At 69.6% G+C, this 16,297-nt stretch carries 14 protein-coding genes and 3 tRNA genes; 8 read left to right on the top strand and 9 right to left on the bottom strand.

The window, feature by feature from the left end; all coding sequences use genetic code 11:
* Positions 1 to 53: 53 nt before the first annotated feature.
* From E0W60_RS00880 to E0W60_RS00870, 3 genes are read left to right on the top strand one after another with little or no spacing between them, the layout of a single operon-like run.
* Positions 54 to 2,069, top strand: a complete 2,016-nt coding sequence (locus E0W60_RS00880; RefSeq protein WP_135702710.1) for an acetyl-CoA carboxylase biotin carboxylase subunit — start codon at positions 54 to 56, stop codon at positions 2,067 to 2,069.
* Entirely contained in the window at positions 2,066 to 3,871 is a 1,806-nt protein-coding gene (locus tag E0W60_RS00875; protein WP_135702709.1) for an acyclic terpene utilization AtuA family protein, read from the top strand. Before E0W60_RS00880 ends, E0W60_RS00875 begins: the two co-directional genes overlap by 4 nt.
* Before the next feature lie 31 nt (positions 3,872 to 3,902).
* Positions 3,903 to 4,901 carry a tripartite tricarboxylate transporter substrate binding protein gene (locus E0W60_RS00870; RefSeq protein WP_135702708.1) on the top strand — a complete coding sequence of 333 codons (999 nt, stop codon included), beginning with the start codon at positions 3,903 to 3,905 and terminating at the stop codon, positions 4,899 to 4,901.
* Positions 4,902 to 4,954: 53 nt separating this feature from the next.
* On the opposite strand, the gene E0W60_RS00865 is transcribed toward E0W60_RS00870, so the two are convergent.
* Genes E0W60_RS00865 through E0W60_RS00850 form a run of 4 tightly spaced genes read right to left on the bottom strand, consistent with a single transcriptional unit; the run spans position 4,955 to position 10,176 of the window.
* Complete coding sequence (locus tag E0W60_RS00865) at positions 4,955 to 6,106, bottom strand: acyl-CoA dehydrogenase family protein (RefSeq protein WP_135702707.1); 1,152 nt, start codon at positions 6,104 to 6,106, stop codon at positions 4,955 to 4,957.
* Positions 6,107 to 6,115: 9 nt separating this feature from the next.
* The gene (locus E0W60_RS00860) at positions 6,116 to 7,000 is read right to left on the bottom strand and encodes an SDR family oxidoreductase (protein ID WP_135702706.1); all 885 of its coding nucleotides are present in this window, start codon (positions 6,998 to 7,000) and stop codon (positions 6,116 to 6,118) included.
* 21 nt (positions 7,001 to 7,021) lie between these two features.
* A complete protein-coding gene (locus tag E0W60_RS00855) occupies positions 7,022 to 8,017 on the bottom strand; it encodes a tripartite tricarboxylate transporter substrate binding protein (RefSeq protein ID WP_135702705.1) in 996 nt (331 codons plus the stop codon).
* A complete protein-coding gene (locus E0W60_RS00850) occupies positions 8,014 to 10,176 on the bottom strand; it encodes an acetate--CoA ligase family protein (protein WP_135702704.1) in 2,163 nt (720 codons plus the stop codon). The genes E0W60_RS00855 and E0W60_RS00850 overlap by 4 nt, the downstream gene beginning before the upstream one ends.
* A 284-nt stretch (positions 10,177 to 10,460) precedes the next feature.
* Here E0W60_RS00850 and E0W60_RS00845 point away from each other — a divergent pair.
* The 3 genes from E0W60_RS00845 to E0W60_RS00835 all read left to right on the top strand — a co-directional run bounded on the left by E0W60_RS00845 (position 10,461) and on the right by E0W60_RS00835 (position 10,720).
* Positions 10,461 to 10,536, top strand: a tRNA-Asn gene (locus tag E0W60_RS00845).
* A 6-nt stretch (positions 10,537 to 10,542) separates the two neighbouring features.
* Positions 10,543 to 10,618: transfer RNA gene (locus E0W60_RS00840), tRNA-Gly, on the top strand.
* 27 nt (positions 10,619 to 10,645) lie between these two features.
* Positions 10,646 to 10,720, top strand: a tRNA-Thr gene (locus E0W60_RS00835).
* 52 nt (positions 10,721 to 10,772) lie between these two features.
* On the opposite strand, the gene tolA is transcribed toward E0W60_RS00835, so the two are convergent.
* On the bottom strand, positions 10,773 to 11,528 hold the full coding sequence (tolA, locus tag E0W60_RS00830) for a cell envelope integrity protein TolA (RefSeq protein WP_135702703.1): 756 nt from the start codon (positions 11,526 to 11,528) through the stop codon (positions 10,773 to 10,775).
* 183 nt (positions 11,529 to 11,711) lie between these two features.
* On the opposite strand from tolA, the gene E0W60_RS00825 reads away from it, so the two are divergent.
* Positions 11,712 to 12,353: a TetR/AcrR family transcriptional regulator gene (locus tag E0W60_RS00825; protein WP_135702702.1), complete on the top strand. Its 642-nt coding sequence runs from the start codon at positions 11,712 to 11,714 to the stop codon at positions 12,351 to 12,353.
* Between the two features lie 7 nt (positions 12,354 to 12,360).
* Complete coding sequence (locus E0W60_RS00820; protein ID WP_135702701.1) at positions 12,361 to 13,470, top strand: alkene reductase; 1,110 nt, start codon at positions 12,361 to 12,363, stop codon at positions 13,468 to 13,470.
* A gap of 14 nt (positions 13,471 to 13,484) precedes the next feature.
* On the opposite strand, the gene E0W60_RS00815 is transcribed toward E0W60_RS00820, so the two are convergent.
* From E0W60_RS00815 to E0W60_RS00800, 4 genes are read right to left on the bottom strand one after another with little or no spacing between them, the layout of a single operon-like run.
* Positions 13,485 to 13,865 carry a response regulator transcription factor gene (locus E0W60_RS00815; RefSeq protein ID WP_135702700.1) on the bottom strand — a complete coding sequence of 127 codons (381 nt, stop codon included), beginning with the start codon at positions 13,863 to 13,865 and terminating at the stop codon, positions 13,485 to 13,487.
* Between the two features lie 36 nt (positions 13,866 to 13,901).
* Positions 13,902 to 14,180 (bottom strand): XapX domain-containing protein, encoded by a 279-nt coding sequence (locus E0W60_RS00810; protein WP_135702698.1) that lies wholly within the window; start codon positions 14,178 to 14,180, stop codon positions 13,902 to 13,904.
* A 31-nt stretch (positions 14,181 to 14,211) separates the two neighbouring features.
* Positions 14,212 to 15,843 carry an MFS transporter gene (locus E0W60_RS00805; protein ID WP_133094669.1) on the bottom strand — a complete coding sequence of 544 codons (1,632 nt, stop codon included), beginning with the start codon at positions 15,841 to 15,843 and terminating at the stop codon, positions 14,212 to 14,214.
* A gap of 5 nt (positions 15,844 to 15,848) precedes the next feature.
* The gene (locus E0W60_RS00800) at positions 15,849 to 16,289 is read right to left on the bottom strand and encodes a DoxX family protein (protein ID WP_133094670.1); all 441 of its coding nucleotides are present in this window, start codon (positions 16,287 to 16,289) and stop codon (positions 15,849 to 15,851) included.
* Between the last annotated feature and the right edge of the window lie 8 nt (positions 16,290 to 16,297).

Here is a 16,297-nt window from a genome sequence, read left to right as displayed (position 1 = left end):
GCTGAACTGAGGGCTGCCGCCTGCCAATTTCCGGTAATTCAAAGGATTCCCACATGTCTGCAACCAGCCGACCCTTCCATACGCTGCTCGTCGCCAACCGCGGCGAGATCGCGGTGCGCATCATGCGCACCGCGCGCCGCCTTGGGCTGGCCACCGTGGCCGTCTACTCCGAGGCCGACCGCCACAGCCCGCACGTGGCGTTCGCGGACCGCGCGGTCTGCATCGGCGCCGCCGCGCCGCGCGAGTCGTACCTCAACATCCCTGCCATCATCGAGGCCGCCCGTGCCAGCGGTGCCGATGCCATCCACCCGGGCTACGGCTTCCTGGCCGAGAACGCGGGCTTTGCCGAGGCCGTGGTGGCGGCGGGCCTGGTCTTCGTCGGCCCGCCCGCCGGGGCGATCCGCGCCATGGGCAACAAGGCCGAGGCCAAGCGCCTGATGCTGGCCGCCGACATGCCCTGCGTGCCGGGCTACCAGGGCGCGGCGCAGGACGACGCCACGCTGCTGGCCGAAGCCGGCGCGATCGGCTTTCCGTTGATGGTGAAGGCCGCGGCCGGCGGCGGCGGGCGCGGCATGCGGCTGGTGCGCGAGGCGGCGGCGCTGCCCATCGCGCTGGCCAGCGCGCGCTCCGAGGCCGCGGCCGCGTTCGGCTCCGACGAGCTGATCCTGGAGCGCGCCGTGATCGCGCCGCGCCATGTGGAGATCCAGGTCTTCGCCGATACGCAGGGCCATGTCATCCACCTGGGCGAGCGCGACTGCTCGGTGCAGCGCCGCCACCAGAAGGTCATCGAAGAGGCGCCGTCGCCCGCGGTCAGCCCGGCGCTGCGCGCGCGCATGGGCGAGGCCGCGGTCCGCGCGGCAAGGTCGATCGGCTATGTCGGGGCCGGCACCATGGAGTTCCTGCTCGATGCCGACGGCAACTTCTACTTCATGGAGATGAACACGCGCCTGCAGGTCGAGCATGCGGTGACCGAAGCCATCACCGGTTTCGATCTGGTCGAATGGCAGTTGCGCGTGGCGGCGGGCGAGCCGCTGCCGGTGACGCAGGAGCAGGTGAAGCTCGACGGCCATGCCATCGAGGTCCGCCTGACCGCCGAAGACGTGCCCGCCGGCTTCCTGCCGCAGGGCGGGCCGCTGCTGCGCTGGCGCCCGCCCGCCGCCGGCCGCGACGTGCGCGTCGACCATGCGCTGGAAGAGGGCCGGGCCATCCCGACGCATTACGACTCGATGGTCGCCAAGCTGGTTGCCCGCGGCGCCGACCGCGAGGAAGCGCGCCGCAAGCTGCTGCGCGCGGTGGAAGACTGCGCGTTGCTGGGCGTGCCGAGCAACCAGGGCTTCCTGGCCGACTGCCTCGCGCATCCGGCCTTTGCCGGCAACGACGTGCACACCGGCTTCGTCGATGCGCATATGCAGGGCGCGCTGCAGGCGCCGCTGCCGCCACTGTCAGTGATGGCGAGCGCCGCGCTGGCCGCGTCCGGGCTGCTCGGCGACAACGGCAAGCCGGCCACGCTCGCGCGCGCCGCCGCCAGCGTGGTGCTGTACGCGGCCGGCGCGGCGTGGGAAGCGACCTTGCGCGTTGCCGCCGACGGCTGGCGCGTGATGCTGCGGCAGCGCGAAAGTGATCAGCAACCCGGCCAGGAACCGGTTGCCTGCGCGCTGCGCGTGCTACGCGCCGACGGCGACAGCGGCACGGCCCTGGTCGAGTGCGACGGCGTGGCCTATCCGCTGGTGTTCGCCGCCGACAAGCAGGTGCTGCACCTGTTCCAGTCCGGCCGCGCCTGGCAGTTCCCTCTGCACGACCCGCGCCGCCGCCGCGATGCCGGTGAAGCCGGCGGGGTCCTGCAGGCGCCGCTGACGGCGCGCATCGTCGCGGTCCACGTGGCCGAGGGCGAGCGTGTGGAGGCCGGCCAGCCGCTGGTGGTGCTGGAGGCAATGAAGATGGAGCACACCATCGCTGCGCCGTTTTCCGGCGTGGTCGCTGAACTGGCCGCGCGCGCCGGCGGGCAGGCCAGCGCCGGCTCGCTGCTGGCGCGCGTCGAAGCCGATGTGGTGGCGAAGGAGCCGGCATGAGCGAACTGGCAAATACCGCGACACACACCGGCAAGACCGTTCGCATCGGCGGCGCCTCCGGCTTCTGGGGCGATTCCGCGATTGCCACGCCGCAGCTGCTGTCCGTGCCCCGCCTGCAGTACCTGGTCTACGACTACCTGGCCGAGACCACCATGTCGATCCTGGCGCGCGCCCGCGCCAAGGACCCGGCGCTGGGCTATGCCACCGATTTCGTGCAGGCAGCGATGGCGCCCAACCTTGCCGAAATCCTGCGGCGCGGCGTCCGCGTGGTCGCCAACGCCGGCGGCCTCAACCCGGCAGCCTGCCGCGACGCGCTGCTCAAGGTGGCCGCGCAGCAGGGCCTGAAGCCGCGCATCGCCGTGGTCACCGGCGACGACGTGCAGCCCCGCTTCGCGCAATGGTGCGCCGACGGGCTGACCGACCTTGCCGGGGCGCCGGTGCCGACCACCGAGCCGTGGTCGGCCAACGCCTACACCGGCGCGCAATGCATTGCCCGCGCGCTGGCGCTGGGCGCCGATATCGTCATCGCCGGGCGTTGCGTCGACAGCGCCGTGGTGGTCGGGGTGCTGGCGCACGAGTTCGGCTGGGACTGGACCGACTGGGACCGCCTTGCCGCCGGCACGCTGGCGGGCCACGTGATCGAGTGCGGCGCGCAGGCCACCGGCGGGTTGTTCACCGACTGGGAGCGCGTGCCCGGCTGGGACCGGATGGGTTACCCGGTGATCGACTGCGCGCACGACGGCAGTTTCGAGCTGAGCAAGCCGGACGGCACCGGCGGGCTGGTCGACCCCGCCGCGGTCGCAGAGCAAGTGCTGTACGAGGTGGGCGACCCCGCTAGCTACCTGATGCCGGACGTGACCTGCGACTTCCGCATGGTGCGTACCGAGCTGGTCGGGCCGGGCCGCGTGCGCGTGGCTGGCGCGCGCGGCAGGGCGCCCGGCACCCACTACAAGGGCAACGCCACCTGGCAGGACGGCTTCCAGATCAGCCTGATGATGGCGATCCGCGGCATCGACGCCCCGGCCAAGGCGCGGCGCACCGCCGAGGCGCTGCTGGCGCGCACCCGCGCCATGCTGGCCGAACGTGGCATGCCCGACTACACCGACACCGTGGTCGAGCTGCTGGGCTGCGAATCGCAATACGGCGCCCATGCGCGCGAGTTGCCGACGCGCGAGGTGGTGCTGCGCATCGGCGCGCGCCATCCGCAGGCGCGGGGCCTGAGCTTCCTGCAGCGCGAATGCTCGTCGGCGGGAACGTCGATGGCGGCCGGGACGCGATCCTCGTTTGCGGGGCGTGTCGATATCCAGCCGGTGGTGAAGGTGTTCTCCTTCCTGGTGCCCAAGGCCGACGTGCCGATGCGCGTGGAATTCGAGGGCAGCGTGATCGCGCTGCCTGATGCGGCAGCCAGCGTCGCACCCGAGGCGCCCGCCGTGGTCGATGGCCCGCCACTGCCGCCGGTGCCCGACGAACCGCGCGTTCAACGGCCATTGGTCATCCTTGCCTACGCGCGCAGCGGCGACAAGGGCGACGACGAGAACATCGGCGTGATCGCGCGCAAGCCGGAGTACCTGGCGCTGCTGCGCGAACAGCTGACGCCGCAGGCCGTGCGCGCGTACTTTGCCCACCTGGTGGTGGGACAGGTCGAGCGCTTCGACGTGCCCGGCCTGCATGCGCTGAACTTCCTGATGCATGGCGCGCTGGGCGGCGGCGGCGTGGCCAGCCTGCGCTCCGACCCGCTGGGCAAGAGCTATGCGCAGATGCTGCTTGATTTCCCGCTTTCCGTACCGCGCAGCTGGGCATAGACCCGGCCAACACTGACCAAGGAGGAGACACATGACCCGATCCATGCGCAACCCGCTTGTCCGCCGGCTGCTGACGCTAAGCCTGCTCGCCAGCAGCCTCGCTGGCGCAATCCCGGCCATGGCGCAGGGCGACGCCTATCCGAACCGGCCGCTCCGCGTGGTGGTGCCGTATACGCCTGGCGGCGTGTCCGACGCCGTGACGCGGCTGGTCATGCAGAAACTGTCCGAGCGCATCGGCCAGCCCGTGGTGGTCGAAAACCGTGCCGGCGCCAACGGCATGATCGGCTCGGAAAACGTCGCCAGATCGGCGCCGGACGGCTATTCGCTGCTGGTCGTGGTCGCCGCCCACGCGATCAACCCGAGCCTGTACGGCAAGATGAGCTATGACCCGGTCAAGGACCTGACCGGCGTCAGCATGATCGGCCGGATCCCGCTGCTGCTGGTCGGCAGCGCACAGCTGCCGCCGACCACCGTTAAGGAACTGGTTGGCTGGGGCAAGGCCAATCCGGACAAGATGACCTTTGCGTCCAGCGGCACCGGCTCCGGCGCGCACCTGGCGGGAGAACTGCTCGCGCAGGCGGTCGGCATGAAGATGACGCATGTGCCGTACAAGGGCATCTCGCCGGCATTGCCCGACCTGTTTTCCGGGCAGGTCGCGGTGATCTTCGATTCGGTGCAGACCATGATGCCGCAGGTGAAGGCTGGCAAGGTGCGCGCGCTGGCGATTACCAGCCCGACGCGCTGGCCAGCCGCACCGGAGGTGCCGACCATGGCCGAGGCCGGCTTCCCGGCGGTGACGGCTGGCAGCTGGATCGGCCTGCTGGCGCCGGCCAAGACGCCGCCGGCGGTGCTGGCAAAGCTGTCGGCGGACATGGACGCGGTGCTGCAGCAGCCGGACGTGCGCGCGCGGCTGATCGACTACGGTATCGATCCGGTCGGCGGCAAGCCCGAGCAGTTCCAGGCCTTTATCAGGACGGAAGCGGTGCGCTGGGGCGAGGTGGTGAAGAAGAGTGGGGTGAAGCTGGAATAAGCAGGACTTGCGTAGGGAAAGCGCCCGCGGCAGAAGCCGCGGGCGCTAGGCGTTTAAAGCCCCAACTGCTTCGCCGCCAGGTCCTTCATGATTTCCTCGGCGCCGCCGCCGATCATCATCACCTTGACCTCGCGATACAGCCGCTCCACGCGGCTGCCGCGCATATAGCCCATCCCCCCGAGCAATTGCACCGCGCGGTCCGCGCAGAACTGGAAGGTCCGCGTGGCCATGTTCTTGGCCATCGCAATCTGCGCCACCGGCGCGGCGCCGTCGTCCAGCCGCGCGGCGAGGTCGTCGAGCAGGGCGCGCGTGGATTCGATGCGCGTGGCCATGTCGACCAGCTGGTGGCGCACCACCTGGTGGTCGGCCAGCCGCTTGCCGAAGGTATGGCGGTCGCGCGCCCACGCCAGCGCATCGTGGAAGCAGACCTGGGCATAGCCGCAGGCAGCCGCCGCCAGCGCCAGGCGCTCGTGGTTGAAGTTGCGGGTGATGGCGGCAAAGCCCTTGCCTTCCTCGCCGACCAGGTTTTCCACCGGCACGCGGCAGTCCTCGAAGAACAGCTGCGCGGTGTCGGACGCCCACCAGCCCATCTTGTTCAGCGGCGTCCGGCTCAGCCCCGGCGTATCGCCTTCGATCAGTAGCAGCGACACGCCACCCGCACCCGGGCCGCCGGTACGCACGGCCACGGTGATGTAGTCGGCGCGCATGCCGGAGGTGATATAGAGCTTGGTGCCGTTGACGACATAGTGGTCGCCCTCGCGGCGCGCGCTGGTCGACAGCCGGGCCACGTCGGAGCCGGCGTCGGGATCGGTGATCGCCAGCGCGGAAATCTTTTCGCCCGACAGGATCTGCGGCAGCACACGCGCCTTCAGCGCCTCGCTGCCCACCGCGGCGATCGGCGGTGCGCCGATGGTGTGCGAGAACAGCCCCGAGGCGATCCCGCCCGAGCCGCCCCAGGCGCGCTCCTCGAACAGGATCATGCGGTAGAAGGCATCGCACGGCGCGCCGCCGTACTCCTCGGGAAAACCGGGCGCCAGCAGGCCGGCTTGCGCCGCCTTGCGGTACAGCTCGCGCGGGAAGCTGCCGGCTTCGTCCCAGGCCTCGGCATTGGGCGCGACTTCCTTTTCAAAGAAGCGCCGCACGCTGGCGCGGAATGCTTCATGGTCCGCGCTGTAGTAGCGCGGGTTGGGCGGTTGCAGGGTCATGGTGTTCGCTTACTCGTTGGACGGCGCCAGGCATTGCGGCAGCGTGTAGAGCGGGAAGCCGTTGTACGGCTGCGAGCGCTGGTGCTGGGGCTGCGCCCAGGTGTGCTTGGCGTTGGGCACGCCGCCGTCGACGCGCAGGGTCGAGCCGGTGATGAAGGCCGCCGCCGGCGACAGCAGGAACACCACCGCCGCGGAGACCTCGGCCTCGGTGCCCAGCCGCTGCAGCGGCACCTTGCGCGCCAGCTGGCGGATCTTGACCTGGAATTCGGGCGGATAGGTGTCAAAGCCGCTGGACGCGATCCATCCCGGCGCCACGGCGTTGACGCGCACGCCTGCGGCGGCCCATTCGCACGCCGCCGTTTCAGTGAACGACAGCATGCCGGCGCGCGCCGCGCCCGAATGGCCCATGCCCGGCATGCCGTTCCACATGTCGGCGATGATGTTGACGATGGCGCCGCCGTTGGCTTCCATCCATTGCGTGAAGCATTCGCGCGCCACCAGGAAGCCGCCGGTCAGGTTGTTGCGCACCACGGCTTCCCAGCCCTTCTGGCTGATGTCGCGCAGCGGCGACGGGAACTGGCCGCCGGCGTTGTTGAAGAGGCCGTCGATGCTGCCGTGCGCCGCCAGCACCGCGGCCACGGTCTCGCGCACCTGCGCCTCGTCGCGGATATCGCAACTGTGCAGCGTCAGCCGGTCTGCGGCGTCGGGCTCGGCGTCGAGGATTTCGTCGCGGACCTGTTCCAGCTTTTCCAGCTTGCGGCCAGCCAGCGCCACGCGCGCGCCCAGGCTGGCCAGCTCGTGCGCGGTGCAGCGGCCGATGCCGCTGCCGGCGCCGGTGACCAGCACGGTACGGCCGGCGAACAGGCCGGCGTGGAAGACGGATCGATATTGCATGCGGGCTCCGGGATCAGCACATCAGGGGTTGGCAGTCAGGCCCAGGCGCTTGACCAGCTTGCCCTGGCTTTCGTAGCGCTGGCGCGCGAAGGCGGCGTAGTCGGCGCTGTTGAGGTAGGCGCTCTCCTGGTCGAGCCGCTCCAGCAGCTTCTGCATCGCCGGCTCGTTGAGCGCCTTGCGGAAGGCGTCGTGCAGCACCTGCACAGCCTGCGCGTCCATGTCGCGCGGGCCGGCGATGCCGAACGGCGAGGTGGACACGATGTCGACGCCGACATCGCGCAGCGTCGGCACGCGCGGCCAGCGGCGCGAATGCTCGGCGGTCCAGAGCACCAGCCAGCGCGCCTTGGCGCTGTCGACATAAGGGCCGATGCCGCCGGCCGTGACACCCAGGTCGATATGCCCGCCCATCAGCGCGGCGATGATCTCGGCCTCGCCCTTGTAGGGCACATGGTTGAACTGGACGCCGAGCTTCTGCCCGATCTCTTCCATGGTCACGTGCATGGTGCCATTGGTGCCGGTGCTGCCGTAGCTGATCTTGCCGGGACGGCGGCGCGCATCGTCGATCATTTCCTGCCACGATTTCCACGGCGCGTCGGCGCGCGCCGCGACGCCCAGCGTGTAGCCGGTCAGGTGGATCACGTAGGTGAAGTCGCGCAGCGGGTCGTACTGCGTCTTCTGCAGGTGGGGCAGCCGGAACACGGGTTCCGGGATCACCGTCAGCGTGTAGCCGTCAGGTTTGGCGCGCGCGACTACATTGGCGCCCAGCACGCCGGCGGCGCCGGGCTTGTTCTCGACTACCACGGGCTGGCCCAGCGTCTTGCCGGCGCTGTCGGCCAGCGTGCGTACCAGCGTATCGGTGGCGCCGCCGGCCGCGAACGGCACGATCAGCGTGACCGGCCGCATAGGGAAATCGGCCGCCCGCGCGCCGGAGGACAGTGCTCCCAGTGGCGCCAGCGCGCCCAGGCCCAGCAGCGCCAGCGTGTCGCGGCGGCGGGTGTCGATGGTGTCGTCTCTCATTGCCGGTCTCCGTCGTGGTTCGGCTGCTGCGTCAGCACGAGTGCGTCGAGCGCGACCGCACCGCGGCCGGCTTCGCGCACCAGCAGGGGATTCACTTCCATTTCAGCGAGCGAGTCGCCGAGCGCCATCGCGGCGTCGGACAGCGCGGCAATCGCGTCCGCGGCCGCGTCGATATCCGCGGCGGGCTTGCCGCGGAAACCGGTCATCAGCCGGTAGCCGCGCAGGCCAGCGAGCATCTCGCGGGCCATGGCGCGGTCCACCGGCAGCAAGCGGTGCGCCACGTCGTGGAAGACCTCGGTAAAGATCCCGCCCAGGCCGACCGTCATGGCCGGGCCGAACACCGGGTCGCGCGTCACGCCGACGATCAACTCGCAGACGCCGCTGGCCATCTGCTGCACCAGCACGCCGCGCTGGCGTGCGTCCGGCCTGGCGCGCGTTGCGGCGGCAACCACTTCCGCGGCGGCGTCGTGCACCTGCTGTGCATCGCGCAGTCCCAGCCGCACGCCGCCGATTTCGGTCTTGTGGGCGATGTCGGGGCTGAGCACCTTGACCGCCACCGGGAAGCCGAGGCTCGCGGCGGCGCGTGCGGCGTCGGCGGGTGTGGCCGCGACCGCTTCCACGCCGATCGGCACCCCGAAACCGGCGAGCCAGTGCTTGGCCTGATACTCGTCCAGTGCGTGAGCGGGCAGTTCTGCGGCCTGCGGATGGTCGGTGGCGCGCGCGCGCAGTCCCATCCACTGCGTGGTCCGGGCCTGCGTGCCGAGCCAGTCGACATACGTGCCCAATGCCCTGGCGGCGCGCGCCACGTCCGGGAACAGCGCCACGCCGGCCGCCGCCAGCCGGGCGCGGCTGGCCGGCTCGCCGGTGGTGGCGACCACGATCAGCCGGCCGGTCTTGCCCGCCACGTCGATCAGTTCATCCGCCACGCGGTCGAGCAGGTAAGCGGTGGCGTACAGGAAGATCACATCCACGCCGTCGAACGCCGCCAGGTTGTCGAGCACGGCATAGGCGAGGCCGCTGCGGTTGAACAGCTGGCCGGTCAGGTCGACCGGGTTCGCCACCGAGCCGATCTCCGGCACGGCCGCCTGCAGGCGCTGCTGCACCGGCCCGGGCAGGCTCGGCACGTCCAGGCCGGCGGCGCTGAGCAGGTCGGCGGAGAGCGCACCCATCGCGCCCGACACCGATGCCACCACCACGCGGCGGCCCGCGCTGCGCTGGCGCAGGCCCGACAGGTAGGCCAGGTCGGTCAGGTGGGTCGGATCGCTGGCCTGCATCGCGCCGGCCTGGGCGAAAGCGGCGCGGTAGATGGCCTGGTTGCCGGCCAGCACCGCCGTGTGCGATTGTGTGGCTGCCGAACCGGCCTCGCTCTCGCCGGCCTTCAGCACGATCAGCGGCTTGTCCGCCGCGCGCATCCGCGCCGCGGCGTCGATAAAGCGCGGGCCGTTGCGCAGGCCCTCGACGTATCCGACCACGGCGCCGGTCCGGGCATCGTCGGCGAGGTAGCCGAGATAGTCGGCATAGTCCAGGCAGGCTTCGTTGCCGGTATTGATGAACTGGTGAAAGCCCACGTCCATCTGCCGGCCGGTGGCATAGACGATGGCGCACACATTGCCGCTCTGCGTCAGCAGGCTGACGGCGCCGGGGCCGTCCTGCGGCGGGTAGGCGCGGAAGGTGGTGGCAAAGGCGGTGATGGCGCGCGTGGTCAGGTTGGCCAGCCCCATGCAGTTGGGCCCGGCGATGGCCATGCCGCTTGCGCGCGCGAAAGCGGTCAGCGCCGCCTGGCGCGCGACGCCGGCTTCGCCCGCCTCGGCAAAGCCCGACGCATAGAGGATGGCGGCGCGGATGCCGCGGGCATGGCAGCGCTGCAGCTGCGGCAACACTTCGTCGGCGCCGAGCGCCAGCACCGCCACGTCCGGCACCGCCGGCAGGGACTCGACATCGGGATAGCAGGCCAGCCCGGCGATCTCCGCGTAGCGCGGATTGACCGGGTAAACCTGGCCTCGGTAGCCAAGACGCTGCAGGTGGTCGAGCGCGACGCCGCCGATGCGGCTGGTATCGCGCGAGGCGCCGATGATGGCGATCGAGGCGGGCTCAAGCAGCTGCGCCAGTTCGGTGCGGCCAGCGCGTACCGGTGGCCGCGCCGTGTTGGAAAGTGGCATCTTTGTCTCCATCCTTCCTCTGCCGGAAGGGTGACCCGATTCAAGCGTATCGGGTGGATGGGGACAAGCGGACGGACGCTCGGTGTGCACAATGTGCACAATTTCCGGTTCGGCCGGCAGCGGGGATGCTGCAACGGCCTGTAGCAGGATTTCAGTTGGCTTGAGAGCAGCAACGCCACCAAGCCCGACGATCGAAGCACGTTCTGCGGATTTTTGTCGTTGCCCCCTTTCAAAACCCGCCAACGTTGATGTAGAATCCGCGCTTCGCTGAAAACGCGATGAATTCCCCGATAGCTCAGTCGGTAGAGCGACGGACTGTTAATCCGCAGGTCCCTGGTTCGAGCCCAGGTCGGGGAGCCAAAGTACGCGGGAGTAGCTCAGTTGGTAGAGCGCAACCTTGCCAAGGTTGAGGTCGCGAGTTCGAGACTCGTCTCCCGCTCCAAATCTTCCGGTGTTCGCCGGAGCGTGCGCCCATGTGGCTCAGTGGTAGAGCACTCCCTTGGTAAGGGAGAGGTCGGCAGTTCGATCCTGCCCATGGGCACCACCCCCTTTCGTTTCCCTTCTGTTTTTTCGTTTCGCCCCGCACGGCGCTGCGGCTAGCCGCCCTGGTCCTTTGGCCAGAACGTGATGTTGATGCTCGACGGCGCGACACCGTTCTCGTCGCGCGGCAACGGGTCCGAGCGCGCGACCGCGCGCAGCACGGCGTTGTCCCACCCGGCGTTGCCGCTCGACTTGGCCAGCCGCGTCGACAGCACCGAGCCGTCCGGCGCCATGTGCACCGCCACCACCGCCGCCGGATTGCCGGCGACGTCTTCGTTGAAGATGATGTTCGGCTTGACCCGCTGCCGGACCCGTTCTGCATAGCCCGACGAAGGCCGCGCGGAGGTGCCGGAACCGGTCCCCGCGTTGGCGTGGCCCGCCTGTGCCTGCAACCGCGCCAGTTCGCCCTGGCGCCGCGTGTTGTCGGCCTGGCGCAGTTCTTCCTGCGCCTTGCGTTGTGCTTCCTTGCGGGCCGCGTCGGCGCGGGCCTGGTTTTCACGCTGCCGGGCCTGCTGCGCTTCGTCGCGGGCGGCACGTTCGGCCTTGCGCTGCTTTTCCTGCAGCGAGATATCGGCGTCCTCCTCCTCGACGGGCTTTGGCGTCGGCGTCGGCGTGACCGCCGGCGGGGGGATGACCACTTCAGGCACGGACTCCCACAGTTCGGCTGTCACGCCTTCCGGCACGGCGTTGCGCCAGCGCACGCCGTAGTAGAGCAGGGCACCCAGCAGCAGGTGCATCAGCAGGGCCAGCAGGAAGCAGCGCATGGTGCCCCGTTCCGGCACCGGCTGGTAGGGATAGGCGACAGCTTGCATGGCGGTGGCTGCGGCGGAACCCCGGCCGCTTGTCCAGGAATCAACTTCATTCTATGAAGTGCGGCGTGCCGAACCAAGGTAGAGGGAACGGCACCTTCCCAGGCCAATCTGTACGGACAGTGTCGGAATCGGCGCAAAATTGCCGTTTGACTTTTCAAGACGACTGGTCATATTATTCCAGCCATGGCCCGCACCGCAGACAAGACCGACATCCCGAACCGCCTGACCAAGGCAGGGCGCGAACTGTTTTCGCGCCACGGCTACAACGCCACCGGCATCCAGCAGATCACCGACCATGCCGGCGTGCCGAAGGGGTCGTTCTACAACCATTTCGACAGCAAGGAAGCGTTCGCCGCGGCGATCATCGCGCAGTACGCGGCGTACCTGCAGCGGTCGTGGGAAGCCATGATGGAAGCGGCGCCGCCGCAGCCGATGGCGGCGATCCGCTATGTCTTCGAGCGGATGATTGCCCACCACGAAGCCAAAACGGAGCGCGCCGGCTGCCTGGTCGGCAATTTCGCCGCGGAAATCGCCTCGTCCAGCGACACCTGCCGCGTGGCGCTGCAGGCGGCGCAACTGGCCTGGCGCGAGCGCCTGGCCGGCATGATCGCCGACGCCCAGGCGGATGGCGCCATCCGCACGGATATCGCGGCCGCCGAACTGTCCGGCCTGGCCTGGGATACCTGGGAAGGCGCCTTGCTGCGCATGAAGCTCGAACGCTCGGTCGAGCCGTTGCGCCGCAGCGTCGACCTGATGTTCAACCACCTGTTCCAGCCGGCCGCTGCTGTTTCTGCTGCGGCCGGCCAATCACCAACCTCGGAGTAAGCCATTCATGGGTGCACAGAACGAAGCCTTTCTCGCCGATGCGCTGTTCCAGCCGGTCAGGCTGGGCAAGCTTGAACTCGCCAACCGCATGGCCATGGCGCCGCTGACGCGCAGCCGCGCCGACGACGACCTGGTGCCGACCGACATGGTGGTCGAGTACTACAGCCAGCGCGCCAGCGTGGGCCTGATCATTGCCGAGGCCACGCAGGTCTCGACCACGGCCCAGGGCTACACCAACACGCCTGGCATCTATACGCCGGAGCAGATCGCAGCCTGGAAGCAGGTGACCGACGCGGTGCACGCGAAGGGCGGCAGGATCTTCCTGCAGATCTGGCACACCGGGCGCATGTCGCACACGCATTTCCAGCCGGACAACCAGGCGCCGGTGGCGCCGTCGGCCATCGCGGCCAACGCCAAGACCTTTATCAACGGCCAGGGCTACGTCGAATGCTCGCTGCCGCGCGCGCTGGAGGCGGGCGAGATTGCCGGCATCGTCGATGACTTCCGCACCGCCGCGGCCAACGCCATCCGCGCCGGCTTCGACGGTGTCGAAGTGCACGGTGCCCACGGCTACCTGCTCGATGCCTTCCTGCGCGACGGCACCAACAAGCGCACCGACGCCTACGGCGGCAGCGTCGGGAACCGCGCGCGCTTCCTGCTCGAAGTCATGGCCGCGGTGATCGCGGAGATCGGTGCCGAACGTGTCGGCGTGCGCCTGGCGCCGGTGTCGCCGGTCAACGATGCGCTGGAAAGCAACCCGAAGCCGCTGTTCGAGCACGTCGTGCGCGAACTGGAAAAGCTGCACCCGGTGTATATCCATGTGGTGGAAGGCCACACCGGCGGCCCGCGCGACAACGTGCCGTTCGACTACGAAGCGCTGCACCGCCTGTACAGCGGCGTGTGGATGGTCAACAACGGCTACTCGAAGGAAATGGCCGAGGAAGCCATCCGCAGCGGCCGCGCCGACATGGTGTCGTTCGGCCGCAAGATGATCACCAACCCGGACCTGCCGCGCCGCTTCCGCGAAAACCAGCCGCTGAACAAGCCGTTCGAGGACGCATCGCTCTACGGCGGCAACGGCCCGCACGGCTACGTCGACTATCCGGCGCTGGCCTGAGCCGGCCCCGAGCGTCAGGAACTCCGGTGCGTCGCCAGCGCACGCTCGATGCACCGGAGCATCTCGGTTTCGTCAAACGGCTTGCCGAGGAAGCAGGCCGCACCGGCGGCCCGTGCGCGCAGCGCGAAATCCTGCAGGTCGAACGCCGTCATGAAAATGACCGGCACGCGCAAGCCGCGCGCACGCAGCGCTTCACACAGCGCGAAGCCGTTCATGCCCGGCATCTGCACATCGGTGATCACGCAGTCGATGCGGTCGATCGACGACGACTGCAGCAATGCCGGCCCATCCGCGTACAACTCCACCGCCATGCCGAAGGCGCGCACCAGCCTGCCGATGGCATGCCGCACGGCAGCGTCGTCGTCGACGATGGCAATGAACGGCGTGGCATTCACACGGTCTCCCCGGGCCGGGCGCGTGACCGGAGCCGGTCAGTGCGTTGCGCCGTCCACGGGCGCCTTGCTGGCGGCGTTCAGCGTCGGGCCTGGGGTGCCGGTGATCTTGGGCACGCATTCCGAATGGAACCATGCAATGGTGACCGGCTCGCCGGCGAGCAGGCGCTTGACCGGCGGCACCACCTGTTCGCCGATCAGCATGCCGAGCAGGCCGACCAGCGCCACCACGGGCGGCGCCGGCGAACGGACCTGCATCAGCGCGTAGATGATGCCGACAAGAATGCCGGCGCCGAGGGAGACAAGGTAAAGCTTCATCGGAAAGCCTCCAGCAAGAAATACATGAGGATCAGTGACGCGCTGCCGGGGCAGGCGGCAATCCGACGCCGAGCAGGTGCCGCACGCGCGGCGGCTTGTCGCCGGCATGGAAGCGGGTGACCTCGCGCTGCAGGTCGGCATCGGCATGAGGCACGCGCTCGTGCTGGCGCAAATGCTCGGCCCACGATTCGACCAGGAACCACTCTGTCAGCAGCTCCGGGTTGGCCGGGTCTTCCAGCACTCCCCAGTTGAAGGCCCCGTCGCGCAGGCGTTCTTCGGAAAGCTGGTGGACCGCGCGCAGGAAGGCATCGCGGTCCGGCGCGCGCACGCAGTATTCGATCAGGATCATGACCGGGCCGCGGTCATGCGCGATATCGGCGGCGCCTTCGGGTTCGGGCCAGTGCCGTGCCGGCCCCAGGTCCTCTTCGCCGCGGGGCAGGCGCAGCCGGTGCAGCAGCAGCGCTGCCGCCAGCATGCCGACCGCCGCCACCAGCAGCCCGCCGGGCGTGCCCAGCGCCTGCGCGACAAAGCCCCACACCAGGCTGCCCGCCGCCATCGCGCCGTTGAACACCATCTGGTAGACCGCGAGCGCGCGGCCGCGCACCCAGTTGGGCAGGATCGCCTGCGCCACGCCGCCGAGTGTCGTCAGCGCGATGATCCAGGCCGCGCCCAGGAACAGCAGCAGCAACAGGGCGATCCAGACCGGCGGCGCCACGCATAGCCCGGCCATCACCACCGCGGTGGTGATGGCAGACAGCAGCATCAGCCCGTCGGCGTCCAGCCGCCGCTGCAGCCGCGGCAGGACCAGCGCACCGAGGATCGCGCCCAGCCCGACCGCGCCCAGCAGCACGCCATAGAGGCTGGCGCCGCCTTTCAGCAGTTGCCTGGCCACCAGCGGCAACAGCGCCCAGATGCTGCTGCCGAAGGCAAAGTGCACCGCGGCCCGCGCCAGCACCACATGCAGCTTGCTGTGGGCGCGGGTAAAGCGCAGCCCGGCGCGGAACGCGCCCAGGAAATGCTCGCGCAGCGGGTCGGCGGCGCGCACCGGGCGTTTCCACCACAGCAGCGCGGCGACCACGAAGACATAGCTGAGCAGGTCCATGCCATAGGTGACGGCCGCGCCGAACGCCGCCAGCAGCAGGCCGCCGGCCGCCGGGCCGATCGCACGGGCGATGTTGACACCCAGGGAGTTGAGCGCAACCGCGCGCTTGAGCTCTTGCTGCGGCACCAGCTCGGGCACGATCGATTGCCACGTCGGCCCCATCAAAGCCGCACCGACACCGCCCAGGAAAGCCATGCCGATCAGGATCTCGATCGTCAGCGCATTGCGCCAGGCCAGCATCGCCAGCGTGCCGCTGACCAGCGCCAGCCCGACCTGGATCGCGATCAGGAAGCGGCGCCGGTCGAGGATGTCGGACAGCACGCCGGCCGGGATCGCCAGCAGGAATACCGGCAAGGTCGCGGCGGCCTGGATCGTTGCGACCGCGGCCGGCGACGACGACAGGTCGGTGGCCAGCCAGGCGCTGGCCACGTCGCGCATGAAGCTGCCGACGTTGCCGAGGATGGTGGCCGCCCACAGCACGGCAAACGTCGCCTGCGCCAGCGGCGCGAAGGCGCCGCCGTCGGCGGTGCGGGACGGGGAGGGTGTTGCTTGCTCTGCCATTTTGGTCAGCCGTGCCGGGTTGCGCGCTCGTGCAGGTCGTGCCAGGCCACCAGCAGGAAGCCGCCGGCCAGGCCGAGGTGCTCGAAGAACGCGTTGGTTATCATGAAGCGGGCTTCCGGCGGGGTTTCCCAGAAGCGGTTGGCGATGAAGGTCGCGCCGACCGTGAACGCCGCCAGCGCCAGCGCGCCCAGCCAGCGCCGCCAGCCCAGCAGGATCATGGCGCAGGCGCCCAGTTCCAGCACGATGGTGGCGGCCGCCATCGGCACCGGCGGATTCAGCCCGAAGTGCCGCATCTCTGCCACCGCGCCGGGAAAGTCGGCCAGCTTGAACAGGCCGCCCTGCAGGTAGGCCGCACAAAGCAGCAGCAGGGCCAGCCAATGCATCCAGCGCGGCAGCCCGGTGGCGCCTGTGGACGCCTGGGGAAGGGAAGTCATCGGTTCAGGCATGGCCGGTC

Source organism: Cupriavidus oxalaticus (genome assembly GCF_004768545.1).
GTDB classification, from domain to species: Bacteria; Pseudomonadota; Gammaproteobacteria; order Burkholderiales; family Burkholderiaceae; genus Cupriavidus; species Cupriavidus oxalaticus_A.
Note: the sequence above shows the minus strand (reverse complement) of the source record. Positions and strands in the feature narration are given on the sequence as shown.